Below are 20,784 nucleotides of genomic sequence, written 5' to 3'. Positions count from 1 at the left end.
TGCATGCCGTTTGAGCAAAACAAAGTCACTCTGTGCTGGCCCAACCTTGCCGACAAGTGCGTGCTAACCAGTAGCTCGGCCAGCTTTGCCAGGCCATTAAATCGCCTGCAAAAGCGGGTACTAAAAGACAGGGCTATCACCACCGACACTACGCTTAGCATCACGGCAACGCTCGACAAATCCCGCCCTGTGGGCTGCGTTGGTCTATTCAGCCATAACCTCTCGGCCGATGCTCGCTGGCGGGTGTGCCTGTTCGATGCCGCCGACGCGCTGCTGGAAGACAGCGGCTGGCAAGGCGTGTGGCCCTCGGTATTCCAAAGCTACGAGCTGGCGTGGGAAGACGACAACTTCTGGCTCGGCAAGCCAGATGAAGAGGATCTTGCGCGCTTCACCACGCAGGCCATTTGGTTTGCCGACAAAGCCTGGCAGGTAAAAAAGGTGGTGATCGATATAGCGGACGACGCCAACCCGGCGGGCAGCCTGCACTTTGGCCGACTGTTTCTTTCAGATGTGTACCAGCCTGCCGTCAACATGAGCTACGGCGTGCGCTGGACCGTGCGCGACGAAAGCGAGATCGATCAAGCGCTGGACAAAACCAAATACTTTGCGCTCGCACCACGCCTGCGGGCCTGCTCCTTTGCGCTGGACTGGTTAAGCGAAGACGAGGCCTTTTCGCGGTTGCTCCGCATGCGGCGCGACATCGGCATTACCGAAGAGGTGTTGTTTGCGCAAGAACTTTCGCTCAATGCGCGCTGGATGCAGCGCACCATGCTAGCCACAGCGGCGCAAGCAGACCCCATTGCGCACCCCGACGCCGCGCGGCACACCCACGCACTATCACTTGAGGAAATTCTGTAATGAGCTCTGTGTATTTTGACCCCGCCTTGGGCGGCGACGGCTCAACCGTTACCGACGACGCTGACCCGTCCACCGGCCTTGCCCAGGGCGGCCACCGCACCCGCTTTGTACCCGCGCTGGCCGAAACCGTAGCCGTTGCGAGCTTTGTGCTAACCAAGGCGGGTGAGTCCAGCGCCGCAAAAGACGCAGCAGAAACGGCAGAGGCTAACGCTGAGCAATCCAAGCTGGACGCCTACAGCTACGCGCAAGATGCCGCCACACAAACGGGGCTTGCTTCGGCGCAGGCCGATCGTGCAGAGAGCGAAGCCGACCGCGCTGAAGAGGCAGCATCACTAGCGGCTAGCACAAACCCCAACGCAGCCATACGCATCAACCCGCGAACCATTACCGAAAACACCACCATCCCTGGCGGCCATAACGGTTTGAGTGCTAGCCCTATTGCTATTGGCAACAACATCACCGTCACCGTCGCAGACAACGCAACCTGGAGCATCGTATGAGCGAACTAATTGTAAAAGAAATTAAAGGCAAAGACGGCGCGCCCGTCTACTTCCCCAACGGTATCAGCGTCGGCACGTCTGGTGCTGGTGGCATTAATAACATCGGCGCTCCCGGTCAGCCGGGCTTTGGTGTAGGCATTGCGCCAGAGTTGCCAGCAGGCTTTACGGCCCTGCCTGGCTACACCGACGTGCTGAGCGACAACTATGGCAACTACCAGTACAGTGACGGCTCCATTATGTGCTGGGTGCCTGCGTTTTACTACAAATACGGCACTGGCTCCAACGGCTTGGCGGTGAACGAGTGTGATGTAAAAGCGTTCGACGCGTACACCTCGGTGAGTAAGGCCAATGCCGACGGGTACGCACTGCATCGTGCGTTCTATGATGGCGGGCAAGTCAAAACAGGTGTGTTTGTTGATAAATACCTGTGCAGCAATAACGGCGGCGTAGCATCGAGCATTCAGGGTGGCGCGCCATTGTCATCAAGCGCCCTCAATAACCCAATAGGCGACCTCACGGGCACTCCGGCAAACAATAACAGCGGCTTTATCGATGCCGCTAAGACGCGGGGCGCCGACTTTTTTTGCAATTCGATCTTTATTTTCAAAGCGCTCGCACTGTTGAGCTATGCACGTGGGCGCGCCAGCACTGCTACAACCTATTGCGCATGGTACGACGCCGCAGGCATTACCAACTTCCCCAAGGGCTGCAATAACAATGCACTGGGCGACGTTAACGACAACTCGCTTAGCTTTGACAGCAGCGGCTACGACAATGCTGCGCTGACGGGCAGCGCAAACATTCTGGCGAAAACCGCGCACAACGGCCAAAACAGTGGCGTGGTGGACCTGAACGGCAATATGTGGGAGGTGTGCCCTGGCCTGACGATGGATGACAGTGACGAAAGCGTCGGCCATTTTTATGTGCTCTCCACCAGCGCGGCGATGAAAGACGTCACAAGCGGCACCTCTCTCGCCACCGATCTCTGGGGGGCTGCCGGGCTTGCGGCGCTATACGACGATCTCGGCGTGATGAATGCATTCACGAGTACGGCGCTGAGTTTTACGGATCGCGCTATCGATGTGGGTGGAGCTGGACAGGTATTTTCAAATGCAGTCAGCGGCACGCTCTGGGCAATGACAGGGGCGGGCGTTCCGCTCGTGGCCGATGGTAGCAACGCCTTCGGGAATGACCGAATAAATGACTACTCGACCAATCAGCTGCTCCCCCTCGCCGGCGGCGGCTGGAACGGCAGTGGCACTGCGGGCGTGTGGGCGTTGTATTTGAGCGCTTCGCGCACGTCCTCGAGCCATTACTACGGGTTCCGTGCGGCCTTGTACCTTTGAGGCCTGAGCGGTAGCGATGGGCCTTCACTCAGAAGCTGCGCTGGATAGGCGGTATGTGCAATTCGCAGCGCAGCTGAATATCTAACTAACTATTTCCCCAAGCATGAGAAGTATGGCCCTTTAAAGTTGGCTATTCGTTCACAGGAGCAAAATCATGACCTCTATTGTCAGCTACCAAAAGCATATCGACAGCGAAACCACCAAAACCCTTAATGCACCGGAAGGCTCCACTGAGCTGTGCACGCTCGGCGGGATCACCTACGTGGCAATTCCGGCGGGCGAAGCCCTCCCTGAAGATCAGCCTGAGCAGATCGCCGATAGCATAGAGCCAGTGCAGATGACCGACACTCTGCGCAACAACATCAAAGCGGCTAGCCCCCACTGCAAGCTCATCGCCAAGCGAATGGAAGAGCGAATTCGGCAGCACTACAGCCTTGAAGACGAACTATATTTCGCTCGCATCTCCGTCGGAGCGCTCACAGGCCAATACACCTTTGAGCCCGGCGAAGCCGAAGCCGTGGCCGCCTTTGGCGAGTTCGTAGAAGAGTGTCGACAGTGGGGGCGCGACCAGCGCGCGGCGCTGGGCCTGTAGAGGAGCTACCTGACCTTGCGCCTACGCTCAACCAGCCTCGGCGCTCCATCTTTAGTCACCGCGTAAACGCCGTCACCTGTCAGGCAGCCTTGCACCGCTAGGTGCGGTGGAATAGGGCGCCACTTTGGCCATGAGCTGGGGGTGACGCTGTACTGCCGTATATCCAGCTTCACTGGCTTTGCCGCCGTCAGCTCCTTTGCATCTTCCAGGTCAATAAACCCAAGCCAATGAACGCGCTGAAAATCGCCGTCTCTCAGTAACACCGGCGCACAGCAAAACTTTGGCGTCTTGCCCTCTGCAAGCACCGTCATTATGCCGTTGAATTGAAAGCGCAGTGAAATCATAGCTGTATAAATATACAGTATATTTTTCAGGGCGCAATCGACTACGCTAGGGCCAATTATGGAGGGTGGCTATGGAATGGGTATTAGTACTGACGCTGAATATTTCGTCGGCCCAAGGGACGATTCGCGATGTGCAAATGGAGATGGTAGATGGTTTCCGTACGGCGCTGCTATGCGAGTCTGCCAAAGGGAAGTTGGCTGGAAAGCTGATTCAAATGGTAGGTAAAAACAGGGAAAGGCAGGGTATTCGCTCCAATACCAAAGACCAGCATCCTGCAGTCAATGCAGAGTGCGTGGTGGTTAAGAAGCGATAACGATGATGGGAATATTGAATAGAGGTGTCAGGGTGCTTGGGGCCCTCGCGGTGCTGCTCGCAACGATGGAATCAGTGGCCAAAGAATATGGCTCAGCAGTGGTAAGTGAGGTGCGCACCATCTACGACGGCGACACTTTTCGCGCGAACATCGAAGGCTGGCCATCGGTCGTCGGGGAGAGCATGCCCATAAGAATAAAGGGCATCGACACGCCCGAGCTGCGGGGGAAATGCCAGGCAGAGAAAGAGGCCGCCAGAGCCGCAAAACAATTCAGTGTTGCCAAACTCCGCGCCGGCAACATAATCCAGCTGCGGGCGATAGAACGGGGCAAATACTTCCGGCTACTCGCCGACGTTTGGATTGATGGCAAAAGCCTGGGCGCCGACCTGATCGCCGCCGGGCACGCAGTGCCGTACGATGGCGGCAAAAAAGTATCTTGGTGCTAGTTGGGGTGGTGGTGTGAAAAGGGACTTTTACCCGATAATTCAGAAAGTTGGCGTCATAGTTATTTCGCTGGTTCTGGTTGTGTATTTTCTGTCGATGGTAGTTATCCCCTGGTCGCAAGGGCGAAGCTGGGGTTATGTGCAGGACGTGTGGAGTCAGTGGCAAACATTTAATGCGGCAATGATCGCTCTCTGTGCAAGCTTTGTCGGCTTATACGCGGCTAGGCGTCATGCCAAAAAGCAGGAGGAGTTGGCTGAAGATCAGCGTAGGCGAGAATTTGTTGCGGCTAGGGCTTTTCTGACAGAGTCGCTGGCGGAGTTAAATTTCTACTTCCAGCGAGTAGAGTCGCAGTATCGGTTGGTCTACTCGGGTTTTGATGAGGATGACCCTTTAAAGAGGGAGTCTATATTTCTACGCTTTGGGCTGCCTGAAATACCAGAATCGTACCGGGAGGTATTTCGGTCATCCATTCGTTACGCCGAGCCAGAATATGCAGAGTATCTGACCGAGATTCTAAATAGGTTGCAAATTATAGGTTCGAGAATTCGGGGCCTGAGTGCTGATATCCAGTCCCCAAGCCCTATATGTAAACAAGAAAACGTTGTTTCCGAGCTATTAGATGTTATTCACGTGCAGGCGCTTTGTAACCGTTTATTTGACTTTGGGCGCGTGAAGAATTTATCGGTGGACCTGTCGATCGACCCTTCGGCAGAAGAAATGCGGCAAGTGATCAGTAACTGGTATTTCCCTTTGATTGGTGAAGATAGTTCTGCAATGAAACTGAAAAGTGAGCTTGTTGACGGCAGCGAGGTTTACACAAAAATACCTGATGAGTAAGCGCAGCAGCCGATGCAGCTTAGGGTTGGGAACGGTTCTTTGGCTTCTATGCTTTCCCACTTGGCCTAGGTCTCTTCAAGGTCTCTATTTCCAATTCAATCCGTCCCGGTTGGACTGCTTTGACTCGAAGTGATTTGCTGTTAATGACAAGCGCCTCGCCTGGTCGTCTGACGAGTAATAGCATCTGCGATCCTCCATGATCTGCCTTGATAGTAGACCAGCGGAGAGGCTTTTGCTTTGAGGGAGAGTGAGCACTTTTTGGATCGTCTATTAGACAGCTATTAGACAAACAACAAAAAAGGGTTACACCTTGCGATGTAACCCTTTGATTTGTTTGGCTCCGCCTGCTGGGCTCGAACCAGCGACCCAATGATTAACAGTCATTTGCTCTACCAACTGAGCTAAGGCGGAATAGCTGTCTCAACAGCTGAGGCCGCGCATATTAAAGGCCATTCTTTGGGGCGTCAAGCTTTTGGCCAAGAAAATTTTAAAAAGCATTTTTTCTAGCGTTTTCCTCTGCTTAGCCATCGCTTGAACGCGCTTCTGCGTACTCCCTCAACAATGGTGTAAACTGGCCGCTTTGCCAGCAATTCCAGTGTTGAGGAGAGTTATGGCTAAGCCCTTTCAAGTTGTTTCCAAGTTTGCTCCGGCCGGAGATCAGCCTTCTGCAATTAAGGGCTTGGTGGAAGGGGTGAACGCGGGTCTGCATGCGCAGACGCTGCTGGGGGTAACCGGTTCGGGTAAAACCTTCACCATTGCAAATGTGGTGGAACAACTGCAGCGGCCGACTATCGTAATGGCGCCCAATAAAACCCTTGCGGCTCAGCTTTACGGCGAGTTTAAAGAGTTTTTCCCGAATAATGCGGTGGAGTATTTCGTCTCCTACTACGATTACTACCAGCCCGAAGCCTATGTGCCGGCGTCAGACACGTTCATAGAGAAAGACGCGTCGGTAAACGACCATATTGAACAAATGCGTTTGTCGGCGACAAAGGCGCTGATGGAGCGTTCCGATGCCATTATTGTGTCGTCGGTATCATCGATCTACGGCCTGGGGGACCCCGAGCTGTATTTTAAAATGGTGCTTCACCTAGTGCGTGGTGAACGTATCGACCAGCGCAAGCTGCTGCGCCGCCTTGCCGAGTTGCAATACACCCGCAACGATATGGCTTTCCAGCGCGGCACCTACCGCGTTCGGGGCGATGTGATTGATATTTTTCCTGCCGAGAGTGAAAAGGATGCGGTGCGGGTCGAATTGTTTGACGACGAGATCGACAGCATCAGCGGTTTTGATCCGCTGACGGGCGAGTCGTACGGCAAGATGCCGCGGGTCACTATTTACCCGAAAAGCCACTATGTAACGCCGCGAGAAACGCTGCTGTCTGCAGTGGATAAAATTGAGCTAGAGCTTAAGGACCGTTTGGAACAACTGCGCAGCAATGAGCTGCTCGTCGAGGCGCAGCGCTTGGAGCAGCGCACCCGCTACGATCTGGAGATGATTCGCGAGCTGGGCTATTGCAACGGCATCGAAAACTACTCTCGGTATTTGTCTGGCAGAGAGCCCGGGGCGGCGCCGCCAACCTTGTTTGATTATTTGCCTGAAAATGCCTTGGTCGTCATCGATGAGTCTCACGTGACCATTCCACAAATTGGCGCGATGTATAAAGGTGACCGCTCCCGTAAAGAAACGCTGGTGCAGTATGGTTTCCGGCTGCCGTCGGCGCTGGATAATCGACCGATGCGCTTTGAGGAGTGGGAGCGCCTTGTGCCGCAGTTAATTCTGGTGTCAGCAACACCAGGGCCTTATGAAGAAGAGCACGCGGCGCGTGTCGTTGAGCAAGTCGTGCGCCCCACAGGGCTGGTGGATCCCGCGGTTGAGGTCCGTCCGGCCAGTACCCAGGTTGATGATCTGCTGTCAGAAATCAACGTGAGGGTGGAAAAGAAAGAGCGGGTGTTGGTCACCACCTTGACCAAACGCATGGCCGAGGACTTATCTGAGTACCTCGACGAGCATGATATTCGCTGCCGGTATTTGCACTCTGATATCGACACGGTCGAGCGCGTAGAGATCATCCGGGATTTACGCCTCGGCAAATTCGACGTGCTTGTCGGCATCAACTTGCTGCGAGAGGGTTTGGACATGCCGGAAGTGTCGCTGGTGGCGATACTCGATGCAGACAAAGAGGGCTTTCTGCGCTCTGAGCGCTCTTTAATACAGACAATTGGCCGCGCGGCGCGAAACTTGAACGGCAAGGCAATTTTGTACGGCGATAATATTACCGGATCCATGCGCCGCGCTATTGACGAGACCGAGCGCCGTCGCGAGAAGCAGCTTGCCCACAACGAGGCGCACGGCATTGTGCCCAAGGGCGTGCACAAGTCCGTTGAGGATATTTTGGAAGCAGCGGCGGCGCCGGGGTCAAAAGCCAATCGTCGTGGACGTGACCAGCGCAAAGCAGCTGAGCCCGCCGGTGATTATCTGCTCGATGCAGAGAGCCTGGCGCCGAATGAACTAGCGAAAATGCTTAAAACGATGGAACAGCAGATGCAGGAACACGCTAAAAACCTCGAGTTTGAAGCGGCGGCCAAACTGCGCGACAAGCTTCACGAGATTAAGGAGCGCATGTTTATTAGCTAATTGGCGACCGGGCTTGTCTTCCCCGAATTGCCTGCTTATAATGCGCGGCTCTCAACAATACGACCGTAGCTCAGTTGGTTAGAGCACCACCTTGACATGGTGGGGGTCGGTGGTTCGAATCCACTCGGTCGTACCAAATTTAAAGGCTCGCCTATGGCGGGCCTTTTTCATTTCTGGCTTTTCTTCGGGACTAACTGGGCGCTCAGTTTGAGTGTTCATTGTCAAAATCTATCATTTTAATATTAATAATCGATTTTATCTTTTTTCTGTCTGCAGGCTTACTAGTCGTGCCTGGACCGAAAAGCGCGTTGTCGCGTTTTGCGGAACAGGGAAAGAATGCTGCTGAACGCTGAATGACGACCTTGGTCAGAAAGCTGTGCTAGGTTCAAGGGCAGGTGGTGTTGCTAAAAAAATGAATACGCTGACTTAATGAATGGAGATCGACAATGACTGGTTCTTCTACCTCGGGTGGTAAATGCCCGGTAATGCACGGCGCGAATACACGCCAAGAAACGCAGGTTGCATCCTGGTGGCCCAATTCGCTGGATCTGGATTTGCTTCACCAGCACGACCGCAAGAGCAATCCAATGGCCGAGGATTTCAACTATGCAGAGGCGTTTAAGCAGCTGGATCTGGAGGCGGTTAAGAGTGACCTCAAGGCATTGATGACGGACTCGCAAGATTGGTGGCCTGCCGACTGGGGGCACTACGGTGGTCTGATGATTCGCATGGCATGGCACGCTGCTGGCACCTACCGCATTGCCGATGGACGTGGCGGTGCGGCTACCGGTAACCAGCGCTTCGCCCCGCTAAATAGCTGGCCTGATAATGCCAATCTGGATAAAGCCCGGCGCCTGTTGTGGCCGATCAAGAAAAAGTACGGTAACAAGCTGTCTTGGGCAGACCTGATGATTCTGGCCGGTAATATGGCTTACGAGTCGATGGGGCTGAAGACCTACGGTTTCGCCGGCGGGCGCGAAGATATTTGGCACCCGGAAAAGGATATTAATTGGGGGTCTGAGAGCGAATGGCTTGGCAAGGGCCAAGACCGCATGAATAGTGATGAGCGCGGCGCGCTCGACAATCCCCTCGCGGCAGTGCAAATGGGCCTGATTTACGTTAACCCAGAGGGCGTTGATGGCAAGCCCGACCCGCTAAAAACTGCTGAGGATGTTCGCCTTACCTTTGCGCGCATGGCGATGAACGACGAGGAGACTGTAGCGCTCACTGCTGGCGGTCACACGGTGGGTAAATGTCACGGCAATGGCGACGCGGAAGCCCTCGGTCCCGAGCCGGAAGGTGCCGATGTTGCTGAGCAAGGCCTGGGCTGGCGTAACCCCAATGGAAGCGGGGTAGGCCGTGACGCTGTGACCAGTGGTCTTGAGGGTGCCTGGACAACCAACCCCACCCAGTGGGACAACGGCTACTTCTACCTGCTGTTTACCTACGACTGGGAGCTGAAAAAGAGCCCGGCTGGCGCCTGGCAGTGGGAGCCGATAGACATCAAGGAAGAAGACAAGCCGGTTGATGCCAACGACCCGTCGCAGCGCCATAATCCGATTATGACTGATGCCGATATGGCGATGATTAAAGACCCCGCCTATCGCGTTATTGCCGAGCGGTTCTACAAAGACCCGGCGTACTTTTCCGAGGTGTTCGCCCGCGCTTGGTTTAAGTTAACGCACCGCGACCTCGGGCCTAAAAGCCGTTATCTGGGCGCTGACGTGCCTGCCGAGGACTTAATTTGGCAAGACCCAATTCCGGCGTCAGAAACCCGCTTGTCTGAAGGTGACGTGGCAGTCTTGAAACGCGCTGTACTTGCCAGTGGCTTGACAGTATCTGAGTTGGTCGCCACCGCCTGGGACAGTGCGCGCACTTTCCGAAACTCGGATTGTCGCGGCGGGGCGAATGGTGGCCGTATTCGCTTGGCACCCCAGCGTGACTGGGTGGGCAACGAGCCCGAGCGCCTTAACAAAGTGTTAACAACCCTCGAGAAGGTGCGCGAAGCGCGGGGCGTGTCGGTAAGCATGGCAGACCTCATTGTACTGGCCGGTAGTGCGGCTGTTGAACACGCCGCACAAAACGCCGGGGTGGCAGTCACTGTGCCGTTTTCACCCGGGCGCGGCGATGCCACCGCAGAGATGACAGACATTGAGTCTTTCGCGGTGTTGGAGCCGCTGCACGACGCTTTCCGAAATTGGCTGAAAGCTGACTTCACAGTGTCTGCCGAAGAGTTGATGTTGGACCGTAGTCAGTTGCTGGGGCTCAGCGCGCCAGAAATGACAGTCTTGATCGGCGGGATGCGTGTGTTGGGCGCGAATGCCGGTGGGAGCCAGCATGGCGTGTTTACCGACCGCGTGGGCAGTTTGACTAACGACTTCTTTGTCACGCTAACCGATATGCGCTACGCCTGGAAGCCGGTAAGCGACAACCTGTTCGAGCTGCGTGACCGCGCTAGTGGCGAGGTGAAGTGGACGGCGACACGCGTTGATCTGGTGTTTGGTTCGAATTCGATTCTGCGCTCCTATGCCGAGGTTTATGCCCAGGACGACGCCAAGGAAAAATTTGTCCGCGACTTTGTCGCTGCGTGGGTGAAGGTGATGAATGCGGATCGATTTGATTTGTAATAACCGCTGCTAGTCCCATGCTTTGGCCTGAAGACGCGCCCCGGCGCGTCTTTTTTGTTGCCTACACTACTGCGGCTTAGGTCCGGCATCGCTTGGCCGGTTCATATTCTTAAAGCGCTCGGCCTGATCGGAGAAATCCACTCTTTCAGCATGGCATCGTTCGAACCAGCCTTTAACGCTGCGCCGGCCTCGCTGTAAGTAGCCGTGCAGGCTTGCGCGGAGGTTCACAGGAATAAGTGCGTACAACACCTGGTCCTGCTCTCCGTCAAAGGCAAAACGAATTGCGTTGCTGCTTTGCTCGCTCAGTCGCTGATAGAGGTCGGTGGGCGGGCGGGGGTTGTCGCAGGGCACCACCAAAACCTGCGCGTGGGATGCGCCCTCAAGCCCGGCCAGGATCCCTGCCAAAGGGCCGGGGAAGTCGGGAAGTGTGTCGGGCAGGGGGCGTCCATAGTCCCGGTAGCGGTCGCTATTGCGGTTGCAGCTTACCAACACTTCATGGGCATTCTCAGCAAGCGCATCGACAATGTGGGCGATGAGCGGTCGGCCTTGCCAGTCCAGCAGGCCCTTGTCTTTGCCCTGCATTCGGCGCCCCTGTCCGCCAGCCAGAATTAACAGGCTATAGGGTTGGGCAGCATTGGTTTCTGGCATTGAGGAAAACCCTGTTTTATCCATGAGTTCGGCGTGTTCGCTGCCTATGTTAGGGCTGTGCTGTGCTATCATGCCAGCGTTTTTTAGCGCTGTCGGATACTCTCCCTATGACAACCCTGCTTGCCATCGATGCTTCAACATCGGCGTGTTCTGTTGCGCTGATGCATGAAGGGCAGGTGTACGAAGATTTTCGTATGCTGCCTCGCGCCCACACGCGATTTTTACTGCCCATGGTGGATGAGATGTTAGCTGCGCATTCACTGCCGCTCGCGCAGATGGATGCACTCGTTTTTACGGCAGGCCCCGGTTCTTTTACGGGCTTGCGGGTGGCCATTGCCACAGTTCAGGGCTTGGCTTTTGCGGCGGAATTGCCAGTAGTGCCGGTTTCAACCCTGGCGGCGATGGCGCAGTTCTACGCTGACCGAGAGGGCGTGGCCGAAGGCGCAATGATATTGCCGGCGCTGGATGCGCGCATGGACGAGGTGTATTTCGGTCGCTATCAGTACCGCGATGGCGTGGTTGCACCGCTAAACGCTGATCAGTTGCTGCCACCTGAGCAAGTCGACAATACGGCTGCGGGCGCAGCGGGTATCGGCGATGGCTGGACCTATGCAGAGCGCTTTGGCGATGCCCCGCCAGCCACTGTTGACCAAACGATCCTGCCGAGTGCCGCCGCCGCGCTGCAGCTGGCAAAGCCAGATGTGTTGGCAGGGAAGGTGTTGCCTGCCGAGCAGGCCCAGCCGGTTTATTTACGCGAAAGCGTGGCATGGAAGAAGCAATAATCGGTACGTTATAAACAATAGAAAATCAGTCACAGTGTGGGTCGGCCCAAGGCCCTGCTCACACTACAATTGCACTGGCATAAACAGCCTCAAGCAAATTCGATAGAAAGGAAAGCGTGTAATGGATGCACTGCAAGCGGTGATATTGGCGGCAATTCAGGGCTTAACGGAGTTTTTGCCGATCTCCAGTTCCGGGCATTTAGTCCTGCCGCAAACCTTGCTGGGCTGGGAAGATCAGGGCCTTGCTTTTGATGTTGCCGTGCATGTGGGGTCGCTGTTGGCGGTGCTGGCGTATTTTCGTAAAGACGTTAGCACACTGCTTACCGCCTGGACGCAAAGTGTGGTGGCACGGCAACACAGCGCCGACAGCCGGCTTGCATGGATGGTGATTGTGGCAACACTGCCCGCCGTGGTTGCCGGACTGATCTTTAACGATATTATCGAGCAACACCTGCGCGGTGGGGTGGTGCTGGCAACAACGACGTTAGTGTTTGGCGTGATTCTCGGTTTGGTTGATCGCTACTCGAGCCACAGTCGCAGTATTGCTGATATCGGCCTGCGCATTGCATTGCTGGTTGGCTTCGCACAAGCGCTGGCGTTGGTGCCGGGCACGTCGCGTTCGGGGATCACCATGACCGCGGCACTGTTATTAGGCTTGGGGCGCAGCGATGCCGCGCGCTTCTCCTTCTTGTTGTCCATGCCCATTATTGCGGCGGCGGGTAGTTATAAATTACTGGAATTACTGCAGCATGGCAGTGATGTCGCCTGGCAGCTGCTGGCAATCGGTCTGGCCGTTTCGGCGGTAACAGCCTACGCCTGTATCAGCGTATTTATGAAGTGGGTGGAGCGGGTCGGCATGATGCCCTTTGCCATATACCGAGTGGTACTGGCGATCATTATCTACGCTGTCGTGCTAGCCTGATCGAGCAGCACAGCAACGCGGTGAAACAAAACGGGTGAGGGTGATGAAGGCAGCATTTTTAGGTTTGGGTGTGATGGGCTTTCCGATGGCGGGGCATGCTGCGAAGGCCGGGGTAGACCTGCGCGTATACAACCGCAGTGTGGAAAAAGCCCAACGCTGGCAAGCGACCTATTCCGACTGCGTTGCCGCGAGCGTCGCGGATGCGGTGGCAGGTCGCGACGTTGTCGCAGTTTGTCTGGGCGCCGACGCTGATGTGCGCGAGGTGCTGTGTGGCGAACAAGGTGTGTTTGCCCATATGCCGCGTGGCGGTGTTGTGGTCGACCATTCCACGACCTCTGCCGAGCTGGCAAGAGAGATGGCGCAGTCCGCTGCACATGCCGGCCTGCAGTTTGTTGATGCACCCGTATCGGGTGGCCAAGCGGGAGCGGAGTCCGGCAAGCTCACAATAATGGCGGGCGGTGAGCCGGCAGCTTTCGCCAAGGCTGAGCCGTTATTACAGTGCTATGCGGCGCGGTACCGTCTTCTTGGCGCGGTTGGCAGTGGTCAGTTGGCGAAAATGGTCAACCAGATCTGCATTGCCGGCCTGCTGCAGGGTCTGGCGGAAGGAATGAACTTTGGTCAGCGCGCAGGCTTGGATATGTCGGCGGTTGTGGATGTGATCAGCGCGGGTGCCGCCCAGTCCTGGCAGATGGATAATCGAGCGGAAACCATGCTGGCCGGGGAATTTGACTTTGGCTTTGCCGTGGACTGGATGCGCAAGGACCTGTCGTATGTACTCGACGAGGCGCGTCGGCAGGGCAGCAGTCTGCCTGTCACGGCCTTGGTCGACCAATTTTACGCACAGGTGCAAAGCCTGGGCGGCGGTAGGAAAGACACATCAAGTTTGCTGTTAGCATTGCAGGCTTCGCAGCACCACGCACGTTCTTCCAGCGACAAGGGTTAGCGAGTGATCGGATTGAATATGGATAAGCAAACGTTTAACCAGCAATTGATGGCATTTTTAGATGCCAGCCCGACGCCGTTTCACGCGGCGAGCAATATGGCTGCAGCGCTGGACGCCGCGGGGTTTATCGCGCTGGATGAGCGTGATGATTGGTCGCTTGAAGCGGGCAAGGGCTACTATACCCTGCGCAACGGCGCTTCAATTGTAGCCTTTCGAGTGGGTCAGGGTGATGTTGCCCAGCAGGGCTGGAAGATGGTCGGTGCCCACACTGACAGCCCCTGCTTGAAGGTGAAGCCCAACCCGGTACTGCACAAGAAGGGGTATTTTCAGCTCGGTGTGGATGTGTACGGCGGCGCGCTGCTCAACCCCTGGTTTGATCGCGACCTAGGCCTGGCAGGCCGCATTAGCTACCGCAGCCAGGATGGCGAGTTACGTAATCGCCTGATTAACACCGAGCGAGCGATTGGTTGTATTCCCAGCTTGGCGATTCATTTGGACCGAGAGGCCAACAGTAACCGTAGTATCAATGCCCAGACCGATCTGCCGGTATTGATCAGTCAGCCTGAGAAAGCCCCCGACTTCAACGCTCTGCTCAAACAGTTGCTGATTGAGCAGGGCGGTAGTGATGTCGACACGGTTTTAGACTACGAACTGAGCTTTTACGACGTGCAGGGCGCTGCCCTAATCGGGCTTGAGCAGGAGTTTATTGCCAGTGCGCGTTTGGACAATCTGCTGTCTTGTTTTATCGGCTTGCAAGCCTTGCTGTCGGCACCCTCCGATCAACACAGTGTGCTTGTCAGCAACGACCATGAAGAAGTTGGCAGTATGTCGAGCAGTGGTGCTCAGGGGCCCATGTTGGAGTCGGTGTTGCGCCGTATTGCCGGAGATGAAAGCCGCTGGCAGCGGGCCATTGCTCATTCTTTAATGATCTCGGCAGACAATGCGCACGGTGTTCACCCCAATTTCAGTGACCGCCACGACGCGAATCATGGGCCGCTGCTGAACCGCGGCGCCGTAATAAAAATTAACGTCAATCAGCGCTACGCCACCAACAGTGAAACCAGCGCGGCCTTCCGACATCTATGCCAGCAGTGTCAGCAGCCGGTGCAGAGTTTTGTGGTGCGCAGCGACATGGCTTGTGGGAGCACGATCGGGCCGATTACATCCTCTGCACTGGGTGTGGCAACGCTGGATATCGGTGTGCCGACCTTTGCTATGCACTCAATACGTGAGCTTGCCGGCGCCGATGATGCGGTTGGATTAAGTCAGGTACTGGCAGCGTTCTACGCGCGGCAATAGTGCTGCGCGCAGAACGCCCCATGGCGCAAATGTGTTACTCGCCCTTGAAGCTTGGCTTGCGGCGCTCTACAAACGCGGCCAAGCCCTCTTGACCATCTGCGCTGCCCACGCAGTGTGAAATTCCGCGGCTCTCCTGTTCGAGCTGGCATTCCAGTCCGTTTTCGTAGCTGCTCAGCAGCAGTGCGCGTGCGCGCGCATAGGCTTCGGTAGGGCCCGCTGCGAGTTGCGCGGCAATCTTGTCGGTTTCCGTAGCGAGGTCCTCGTCGGCAACCACCTTGGTGAGCAATCCCCAGTCCAGCGCCTCGGCAGCACTGAGAACGCGGTTGGTGTAAATCAACTCCTGCGCGCGGCGCAGGCCGACCAAGCGCGGCAGCCAGGTGGTCGAGCCGCCATCCGGGCTGACCGCAATGCCGGTGTAGGCCATAGTGAACTTCGCCTTTTCGGAAGCCAGCACAATATCGCCAGACATCGCCAGGCTAAAACCGGCGCCAGCGGCAGTGCCATTTACCGCGACAATCAGCGGCGCGCGCATACGGGCAAAACGCGAGTTGGCGGCGTGCAGGTTGGCGGTAATTTCTTTAATCAGTTGCGGTGCCTCATCGCCCGCTTGATGAAAGCTTTGTACATCGCCGCCGGCACAAAACATTTTGCCGTCAGCAGTGAGCACGACCGCGCGCACATCGGAATTGCTGTCACATAAAATGGCCGCTTGCGCCAGCTCCTGAGCCATTTGTAGATTTAGACTGTGTGCCGCGTCGGGGCGGTTTAGCGAAATGCGAGCGATACCGTTTTCAAGTTCGAAGCGCAGGGTGTCAAATTGGCTCATGTCAGTGCTTGCCTATTGTTGTGAATGAACGTGGCGCGGGGCCAGATAGTGGGGAAAGAAGGGTAGTGCAGCACTGTAGTCGGGTCAACGAGTATACTTTCGACGATTTTGTAATGTGAGGGGAAACTGTGCGGATCTTGCTATTGTCGGCCTACCACGCGAATAGTCACAAAGCCTGGGCTGACGGTCTGGTGGCGGCGATGCCAGCACATCAGTGGACGGTGCTGACGCTGCCGCCACGCCATTTTAGCTGGCGATTACGCGGTAATAGCCTGAGTTGGGCAATGTTGCAAAGTGAAGCGCTAAACGCCGACTACGATCTGCTGGTCGCCACATCGATGACCGATTTATCTGCTCTGCGAGGGTTATGCCCGTCGCTTTGCCGCTTGCCGACGCTGGTGTATTTCCACGAAAACCAGTTCGCCTACCCTGTGAGCGCGCAGCAGCGACAGGGCGTTGAACCTCAGATGCTAAATTTGTACACCGCTCTGGCGGCAGACAAGGTGCTGTTCAATAGCGACTATAACCGCCAAACGTTTATCGAGGGTGCCGATAGGCTGCTGGCGAAGTTGCCGGACTTCAGCCCGCGCAGTGAGGTGATGACCCGTCTTAGCGACAGCGAGGTGCTGCCAGTGGGTATTGCACCGCCAGCACCAGCGGCGCCGCGCTTGCCGAGCGAGCGCTTGTCGGTGTTGTGGAATCACCGCTGGGAATACGATAAAGGCCCGGAGCAATTGCTCGCGGTATTGCAGGCCTGCGAGCGCGCCGCCTTGCCTCTCGACATACACATCATTGGCCAGCAGTTTCGCAAACGCCCCAAGGTCTTCGGTGACATTGAGCGCTTGCTTAACCGCAGCAAGTCGCTGGCTTGCGAACATTTTGGTTACATGGAAAGCCGCGAACAGTACGAAAAACTCTTGGCCGCCAGTGATGTGGTGCTGTCGACGGCGCTGCACGATTTTCAGGGTTTGGCAGTGATGGAGGCTGTCGCGGCGGGTTGCCGACCATTGTTGCCAGCGCGCTTGTGTTACCCGCAGTGGTTTGATGCGCCGTATTTATACGACAGCGCCCTGGATGCGCCCGCTGTCGAAGCGGAGTCGGTCGGCCAGGCACTGGCTGCATTGCTGGCAGAGAAGCGCTGCGGGGCGCTACAGACGCCCGATATTTCCGACTTATATTGGCCGTGTATCGCCGCGGAGTATCAGCGTCATTTCGAGGCGCTTTGCCGCTAAGCGGCGGTGACAGCGCATCTAGCAGTCAGTATCATAGGCGGCTTTTCGTTTTCCGTGAATACAGGACAGCATCATGGCCAAGCCCCGGGTTCTCACCGGTATTACCACCACTGGCACGCCGCATTTGGGCAACTATGTTGGGGCAATTCGCCCTGCAATTGCAGAGAGTCAGTCCACCGAGCAACACAGTTTTTTCTTTCTGGCCGACTACCACGCGTTGATCAAATGTCAGGATCCGGCGGCGGTGCATCAGTCTGCCCGTGAGATTGCGGCTACGTGGCTGGCGTTGGGCCTGGATACGGATCGCACGACCTTTTATCGCCAGTCTGATGTGCCGGAAATCACGGAGTTGATGTGGGTGCTCAACTGTGTGGCGAGCAAGGGGTTGATGAACCGTGCCCACGCCTATAAGGCGGCGGTGCAGGACAATCAGGAAAAAGGCGAGGACGCCGATTTCGGTGTCACCATGGGGCTGTTCTGTTACCCGGTGTTAATGGCGGCAGATATCCTGATGTTTAACGCGCAGCGTGTGCCGGTGGGGCGTGATCAAACCCAGCACTTGGAAATGGCGCGCGATATCGCTCAGCGTTTTAACCATATTTACGGTGAAACATTTGCCCTGCCAGAGGCCGTTGTCGATGAAGACGTGGCGGTGCTCAGTGGCTTGGATGGCAGAAAAATGAGTAAAAGCTACGGCAATACCATTCCGCTGTTTTTGCCTGAGAAAAAACTCAAAAAACACATCAATAAAATCAAAACCAATCTGTTGGAGCCGGGTGAGCCCAAAGACCCAGATGACTCAACGGTTTTTCAAATTTGGCAGGCCTTTGCCAATGCCGAGCAAACGGCGTACATGCGCCGCGAGTTTGAAAACGGTATTGCCTGGGGCGAGGCTAAAAAGCAGTTATTTGAATTGATCAACGATCAAATTTCTGCGGCGCGCGAGCGTTACGATGCCATGCTTAACGACGGCAGTTACCTCGATGCTGAGCTGGCCAAAGGCGCAGAGAAAGCCCGCGCCGAGGCGGCAACGATGCTCGATAAAGTACGCGGTGCAGTCGGTTTGTCACGCTTCGGCTAGGTTCTTGCACTAAAAACGTGCAGACAGTGAAATGCCCAAGGGGCCGAGGGTGAGTGTTGTGCCATTGCGATGGCGCAGCGAGAGCTCGAAGCGCTCCGAGTCGGACCGAAGCTGCAACTTTGGCAGCCGCTGCGCGGGCACAATCGCTGAGCGTACGGTCTCCGGGGTCACGATAACCTGATCGAGCGACTGGCCGGCAAAATCGCGTTCAGTCTGAGCGCTGGCTGCACTACTGAGCAGTAATATTAACAGGGCTGTAAATATGGCGGTGTATGTCATCGCTGCTCTCCGAATTCGCGGTGTCGCTGGTTACTGACTATTGCGAAATTGCCGAACAGAGAAAATACGGGAAGCGCGGGAAGGTGACCTGGGTCTCGCTGTGTTTGGGTAAGCCGCAGCGTAGCTATGGAGTTATACCTAGGCAGGGTAAGACCCTGCCCAGGCTATTGGGGCTAGAAATTGACGCCAAGCTCAACAAAGACGCTGCGGGGCTCGCCGATAAAGTAACGGTAGTTGCCAAACGCATAGTCGGCGCGCTCTGCGTAGTCGACATCCTCGATGTTATTTACCCGTACCACGCTGTAGACGTGCTCACCGTAGTGCTGCACCCAGCGAGCATGAAGCAGTGTATGCCCGGGGTAGCGGAAGCGGTTGTCGGCTTCGAGGAAGTACTCACTCTGGTGCACGGCTTCAAGGCTGAGCACCGTGCTTGGGGTGGCCTGCCAGACGAGTTGTGTGCTGGCGAGCTGACGTGGGGCAGTGTCGAGTTCGTTGCCGGCTTTGGTCAGTGCATCGTTGTCGTACTGGTGCTTGCCGTAGCTGCCTTGCAGGCGCCAAAGCAGCTGCTCGGTGAGCGCCCAGTTCACTTCAAGTTCCAGGCCGCGGCTTTCTGTGCGCCCGCCGTTTACATTCTGGCGGTTGCTGTCTTGAATAATGACGTCGTCTTTTTGCAGCCAGTACACCGCACTTCGATAGCTGAAATCCTGCCACTCGCCGCGCAGTCCGATCTCTGCACTATTCAGCAGCTCTTCCTCCAGTTTGGATGTGAGCTGCTGATTTTGCAGGCGATAGAGTTCACTGGCCTGAGGCGCCCGAAACCCGTGGGCGAGGTTGGCGGTAAAGCTGTGATGGGCGTTTAACTGGTGGACCACTCCGCCGTGGAAAGACCAATTTCTAAAACGTTCGCTTTGGTCGTCTGGCCGCGCGTAGCGACAAGCACCGTTGCCCGTTGCACAGGGGGTGCCATCGTCGGCGGTGTTGCCGCTAATCATGCGGTTGTCGTAGTCGTAAAACTGAATATCGTAACGCCCGCCGAAGTTTAGGCGAGTTGTATCATTTACCTCGTAGTCACCGCCAACAAACCAGGCGAAGTAGCGGGCATCGACTTCGTAGTCGTAGTGTTTTCCCTGAGGGAAGGGGCCAAAGCCGGCGCTGTCCTGCTGCTGCTCCAGGTAGGCTTGGCTCAGTTCCATGTCAAAGCCGTTGTGCAGGGTAAGTTTGTCGCTGCTTTGCTGGTAGAACGCCGTTTGCACACCGACGCTGCGCTCGCCATTTTCTTCAAGCGGGGTGCCGGGAAGAAAATGCTGTAGAAAGCTCATATTGGTGTAGCGCAGATACGGCGTGACTACAAAGTGGCTGTCCTGGGTGCCATCGCGTTCAAAACGGCTGTAAAAGCGCACATTTTTGCTATTGCGGTATGCGTCGGGGTTGGGGTTTTCACGCTTGCGGCTGTCGTCTTTGTAGGCGTCTTTGCCGAGCACGTATCCCGCGGTTTCTTGTTGCAAGTTTGCCGCGGATAGCAGCGACTGCACCGACCAGACTGCGCCGCTGTAGTTGTGGCGTAGCGACAGCTTTTGCTGGTCATAGCCAGAATCATCTTTGTAACCGCCATCGCTGCTGCCGTGTGCGCTAATGCGATAGCCGTGCTTGCCCACGGTGTTGCTATGGCTAAACTTGAGGCGGCCGTAGTCATTGGGGCCGCCTTCCGCGGCGATCTGCGTTTCTGGTGTTTCGCTGGGCGCCCGGCTGACAACGTTGATAACGCCATTGAGAGCGTTGCTGCCGTGCACGGCAGTACCGGGGCCGCGAATCACTTCAATGCGGGCCGCTTGTTCGCTGTTTACATCAAAAAGTTGGTTGACGTTGCAGAAGCCAGGGCCGCGCAGCGGGATACCGTCTTCAGCGAAGTAGAACGCGCCACAACTTCCCGCGCCTGTGAGCACCCCGGAGCGAATCGCGGTGAGGTGTTCCTGACCGTTGCCGCGGCTTATCCACACCCCCGGCGCACGGCTCAGTAGCTCGCTAATGTGGGTATGACCGATTCGGTCGAGGCTGTCTTGGTCTATCACGCTGATAGCGACGCTTAAATCCTGCGGGTCGCGCTCAGTTCGGCTAGCCGTAACGGACACTTGCTCCATCGTTGTGCTGGTGCTTGGTGCCTGATCCGCCCAGAGTATAGGGCTCATGCCTGCCAACAGCAGGCTTAGTGGGCGCAGTCTTACAAGATTCATTCGGTTCGATCCCGTTAGTGTCAGGGTGGCTAGTAGCAGGT

At 56.2% G+C, this 20,784-nt stretch carries 20 protein-coding genes and 2 tRNA genes; 16 read left to right on the top strand and 6 right to left on the bottom strand.

Annotated features, from left to right (window positions below; all coding sequences use genetic code 11):
- The first annotated feature begins 3 nt into the window (after window positions 1-3).
- The 4 genes from AC2Q8J_RS04295 to AC2Q8J_RS04280 all read left to right on the top strand — a co-directional run bounded on the left by AC2Q8J_RS04295 (window position 4) and on the right by AC2Q8J_RS04280 (window position 3,296).
- Complete coding sequence (locus AC2Q8J_RS04295; protein WP_486452189.1) at window positions 4-858, top strand: hypothetical protein; 855 nt, start codon at window positions 4-6, stop codon at window positions 856-858.
- Window positions 858-1,358, top strand: a complete 501-nt coding sequence (locus tag AC2Q8J_RS04290) for a hypothetical protein (protein ID WP_486452188.1) — start codon at window positions 858-860, stop codon at window positions 1,356-1,358. Before AC2Q8J_RS04295 ends, AC2Q8J_RS04290 begins: the two co-directional genes overlap by 1 nt.
- Window positions 1,355-2,704 carry a hypothetical protein gene (locus tag AC2Q8J_RS04285; RefSeq protein WP_486452187.1) on the top strand — a complete coding sequence of 450 codons (1,350 nt, stop codon included), beginning with the start codon at window positions 1,355-1,357 and terminating at the stop codon, window positions 2,702-2,704. The genes AC2Q8J_RS04290 and AC2Q8J_RS04285 overlap by 4 nt, the downstream gene beginning before the upstream one ends.
- A 154-nt stretch (window positions 2,705-2,858) precedes the next feature.
- Window positions 2,859-3,296, top strand: coding sequence for a hypothetical protein (locus AC2Q8J_RS04280; protein WP_486452186.1), 438 nt, complete (start codon window positions 2,859-2,861; stop codon window positions 3,294-3,296).
- Between the two features lie 5 nt (window positions 3,297-3,301).
- Here the strand turns inward: AC2Q8J_RS04280 and AC2Q8J_RS04275 are convergent, their stop codons facing one another.
- Window positions 3,302-3,640, bottom strand: coding sequence for a hypothetical protein (locus AC2Q8J_RS04275; RefSeq protein WP_486452185.1), 339 nt, complete (start codon window positions 3,638-3,640; stop codon window positions 3,302-3,304).
- 71 nt (window positions 3,641-3,711) lie between these two features.
- Between AC2Q8J_RS04275 and AC2Q8J_RS04270 the strand changes: the two genes are divergently transcribed.
- The 3 genes from AC2Q8J_RS04270 to AC2Q8J_RS04260 are packed head-to-tail and all read left to right on the top strand — an operon-like array spanning window position 3,712 to window position 5,235.
- A complete protein-coding gene (locus AC2Q8J_RS04270; protein ID WP_486452184.1) occupies window positions 3,712-3,954 on the top strand; it encodes a hypothetical protein in 243 nt (80 codons plus the stop codon).
- A gap of 32 nt (window positions 3,955-3,986) precedes the next feature.
- The gene (locus AC2Q8J_RS04265; RefSeq protein WP_486452183.1) at window positions 3,987-4,400 is read left to right on the top strand and encodes a thermonuclease family protein; all 414 of its coding nucleotides are present in this window, start codon (window positions 3,987-3,989) and stop codon (window positions 4,398-4,400) included.
- Entirely contained in the window at window positions 4,372-5,235 is an 864-nt protein-coding gene (locus AC2Q8J_RS04260; protein WP_486452182.1) for a hypothetical protein, read from the top strand. Before AC2Q8J_RS04265 ends, AC2Q8J_RS04260 begins: the two co-directional genes overlap by 29 nt.
- Window positions 5,236-5,570: 335 nt before the next feature.
- Here AC2Q8J_RS04260 and AC2Q8J_RS04255 read toward each other — a convergent pair.
- Window positions 5,571-5,646: transfer RNA gene (locus AC2Q8J_RS04255), tRNA-Asn, on the bottom strand.
- A gap of 199 nt (window positions 5,647-5,845) precedes the next feature.
- Between AC2Q8J_RS04255 and uvrB the strand changes: the two genes are divergently transcribed.
- From uvrB to katG, 3 genes are all read left to right on the top strand, one after another.
- Window positions 5,846-7,873, top strand: coding sequence for an excinuclease ABC subunit UvrB (gene uvrB / locus AC2Q8J_RS04250; protein ID WP_204997058.1), 2,028 nt, complete (start codon window positions 5,846-5,848; stop codon window positions 7,871-7,873).
- Window positions 7,874-7,932: 59 nt separating this feature from the next.
- A tRNA-Val gene (locus AC2Q8J_RS04245) sits at window positions 7,933-8,009 on the top strand.
- Between the two features lie 310 nt (window positions 8,010-8,319).
- A complete protein-coding gene (gene katG / locus AC2Q8J_RS04240; protein ID WP_486452181.1) occupies window positions 8,320-10,500 on the top strand; it encodes a catalase/peroxidase HPI in 2,181 nt (726 codons plus the stop codon).
- Between the two features lie 66 nt (window positions 10,501-10,566).
- Here the strand turns inward: katG and mobA are convergent, their stop codons facing one another.
- Entirely contained in the window at window positions 10,567-11,148 is a 582-nt protein-coding gene (mobA, locus tag AC2Q8J_RS04235) for a molybdenum cofactor guanylyltransferase MobA (protein ID WP_486452180.1), read from the bottom strand.
- Between the two features lie 107 nt (window positions 11,149-11,255).
- Between mobA and tsaB the strand changes: the two genes are divergently transcribed.
- The 4 genes from tsaB to AC2Q8J_RS04215 all read left to right on the top strand — a co-directional run bounded on the left by tsaB (window position 11,256) and on the right by AC2Q8J_RS04215 (window position 15,094).
- A complete protein-coding gene (gene tsaB, locus AC2Q8J_RS04230) occupies window positions 11,256-11,930 on the top strand; it encodes a tRNA (adenosine(37)-N6)-threonylcarbamoyltransferase complex dimerization subunit type 1 TsaB (protein WP_486452179.1) in 675 nt (224 codons plus the stop codon).
- A gap of 121 nt (window positions 11,931-12,051) precedes the next feature.
- The gene (locus tag AC2Q8J_RS04225; RefSeq protein ID WP_027872785.1) at window positions 12,052-12,852 is read left to right on the top strand and encodes an undecaprenyl-diphosphate phosphatase; all 801 of its coding nucleotides are present in this window, start codon (window positions 12,052-12,054) and stop codon (window positions 12,850-12,852) included.
- Window positions 12,853-12,895: 43 nt separating this feature from the next.
- Window positions 12,896-13,795, top strand: a complete 900-nt coding sequence (locus tag AC2Q8J_RS04220) for an NAD(P)-dependent oxidoreductase (RefSeq protein ID WP_486452178.1) — start codon at window positions 12,896-12,898, stop codon at window positions 13,793-13,795.
- A gap of 18 nt (window positions 13,796-13,813) precedes the next feature.
- Window positions 13,814-15,094 (top strand): M18 family aminopeptidase, encoded by a 1,281-nt coding sequence (locus AC2Q8J_RS04215; RefSeq protein WP_486452177.1) that lies wholly within the window; start codon window positions 13,814-13,816, stop codon window positions 15,092-15,094.
- Window positions 15,095-15,128: 34 nt separating this feature from the next.
- On the opposite strand, the gene AC2Q8J_RS04210 is transcribed toward AC2Q8J_RS04215, so the two are convergent.
- Complete coding sequence (locus tag AC2Q8J_RS04210; RefSeq protein WP_486452176.1) at window positions 15,129-15,920, bottom strand: enoyl-CoA hydratase/isomerase family protein; 792 nt, start codon at window positions 15,918-15,920, stop codon at window positions 15,129-15,131.
- Window positions 15,921-16,048: 128 nt separating this feature from the next.
- Here AC2Q8J_RS04210 and AC2Q8J_RS04205 point away from each other — a divergent pair, with 128 nt between their 5' ends.
- A complete protein-coding gene (locus AC2Q8J_RS04205) occupies window positions 16,049-17,152 on the top strand; it encodes a tRNA-queuosine alpha-mannosyltransferase domain-containing protein (protein WP_486452175.1) in 1,104 nt (367 codons plus the stop codon).
- Between the two features lie 73 nt (window positions 17,153-17,225).
- On the top strand, window positions 17,226-18,233 hold the full coding sequence (locus AC2Q8J_RS04200) for a tryptophan--tRNA ligase (protein ID WP_486452174.1): 1,008 nt from the start codon (window positions 17,226-17,228) through the stop codon (window positions 18,231-18,233).
- Window positions 18,234-18,242: 9 nt separating this feature from the next.
- Here AC2Q8J_RS04200 and AC2Q8J_RS04195 read toward each other — a convergent pair whose 3' ends face one another.
- Together AC2Q8J_RS04195 and AC2Q8J_RS04190 are read right to left on the bottom strand one after the other, a co-directional pair.
- Window positions 18,243-18,512, bottom strand: coding sequence for a hypothetical protein (locus AC2Q8J_RS04195; RefSeq protein ID WP_286694913.1), 270 nt, complete (start codon window positions 18,510-18,512; stop codon window positions 18,243-18,245).
- Window positions 18,513-18,685: 173 nt separating this feature from the next.
- Window positions 18,686-20,743, bottom strand: coding sequence for a TonB-dependent receptor (locus AC2Q8J_RS04190; protein WP_486452173.1), 2,058 nt, complete (start codon window positions 20,741-20,743; stop codon window positions 18,686-18,688).
- Window positions 20,744-20,784 lie beyond the last annotated feature (41 nt).

The sequence above is a fragment of the Spongiibacter sp. C9W genome, from assembly GCF_057370015.1.
Note: the sequence above shows the minus strand (reverse complement) of the source record. Positions and strands in the feature narration are given on the sequence as shown.

Excerpts from the sequence above, each read along its gene's own strand:
- AC2Q8J_RS04195 (WP_286694913.1), bottom strand. The coding sequence starts at position 18,512 with ATGACATACACCGCCATATTTACAGCCCTGTTAATATTACTGCTCAGT.
- AC2Q8J_RS04210 (WP_486452176.1), bottom strand. The coding sequence starts at position 15,920 with ATGAGCCAATTTGACACCCTGCGCTTCGAACTTGAAAACGGTATCGCT.
- AC2Q8J_RS04290 (WP_486452188.1), top strand. The coding sequence starts at position 858 with ATGAGCTCTGTGTATTTTGACCCCGCCTTGGGCGGCGACGGCTCAACC.
- tsaB (WP_486452179.1), top strand. The coding sequence starts at position 11,256 with ATGACAACCCTGCTTGCCATCGATGCTTCAACATCGGCGTGTTCTGTT.
- mobA (WP_486452180.1), bottom strand. The coding sequence starts at position 11,148 with ATGCCAGAAACCAATGCTGCCCAACCCTATAGCCTGTTAATTCTGGCT.
- AC2Q8J_RS04215 (WP_486452177.1), top strand. The coding sequence starts at position 13,814 with ATGGATAAGCAAACGTTTAACCAGCAATTGATGGCATTTTTAGATGCC.
- AC2Q8J_RS04275 (WP_486452185.1), bottom strand. The coding sequence starts at position 3,640 with ATGATTTCACTGCGCTTTCAATTCAACGGCATAATGACGGTGCTTGCA.
- AC2Q8J_RS04285 (WP_486452187.1), top strand. The coding sequence starts at position 1,355 with ATGAGCGAACTAATTGTAAAAGAAATTAAAGGCAAAGACGGCGCGCCC.
- katG (WP_486452181.1), top strand. The coding sequence starts at position 8,320 with ATGACTGGTTCTTCTACCTCGGGTGGTAAATGCCCGGTAATGCACGGC.
- AC2Q8J_RS04220 (WP_486452178.1), top strand. The coding sequence starts at position 12,896 with ATGAAGGCAGCATTTTTAGGTTTGGGTGTGATGGGCTTTCCGATGGCG.
- AC2Q8J_RS04225 (WP_027872785.1), top strand. The coding sequence starts at position 12,052 with ATGGATGCACTGCAAGCGGTGATATTGGCGGCAATTCAGGGCTTAACG.
- uvrB (WP_204997058.1), top strand. The coding sequence starts at position 5,846 with ATGGCTAAGCCCTTTCAAGTTGTTTCCAAGTTTGCTCCGGCCGGAGAT.
- AC2Q8J_RS04295 (WP_486452189.1), top strand. The coding sequence starts at position 4 with ATGCCGTTTGAGCAAAACAAAGTCACTCTGTGCTGGCCCAACCTTGCC.
- AC2Q8J_RS04270 (WP_486452184.1), top strand. The coding sequence starts at position 3,712 with ATGGAATGGGTATTAGTACTGACGCTGAATATTTCGTCGGCCCAAGGG.
- AC2Q8J_RS04260 (WP_486452182.1), top strand. The coding sequence starts at position 4,372 with ATGGCGGCAAAAAAGTATCTTGGTGCTAGTTGGGGTGGTGGTGTGAAA.
- AC2Q8J_RS04200 (WP_486452174.1), top strand. The coding sequence starts at position 17,226 with ATGGCCAAGCCCCGGGTTCTCACCGGTATTACCACCACTGGCACGCCG.
- AC2Q8J_RS04280 (WP_486452186.1), top strand. The coding sequence starts at position 2,859 with ATGACCTCTATTGTCAGCTACCAAAAGCATATCGACAGCGAAACCACC.
- AC2Q8J_RS04190 (WP_486452173.1), bottom strand. The coding sequence starts at position 20,743 with ATGAATCTTGTAAGACTGCGCCCACTAAGCCTGCTGTTGGCAGGCATG.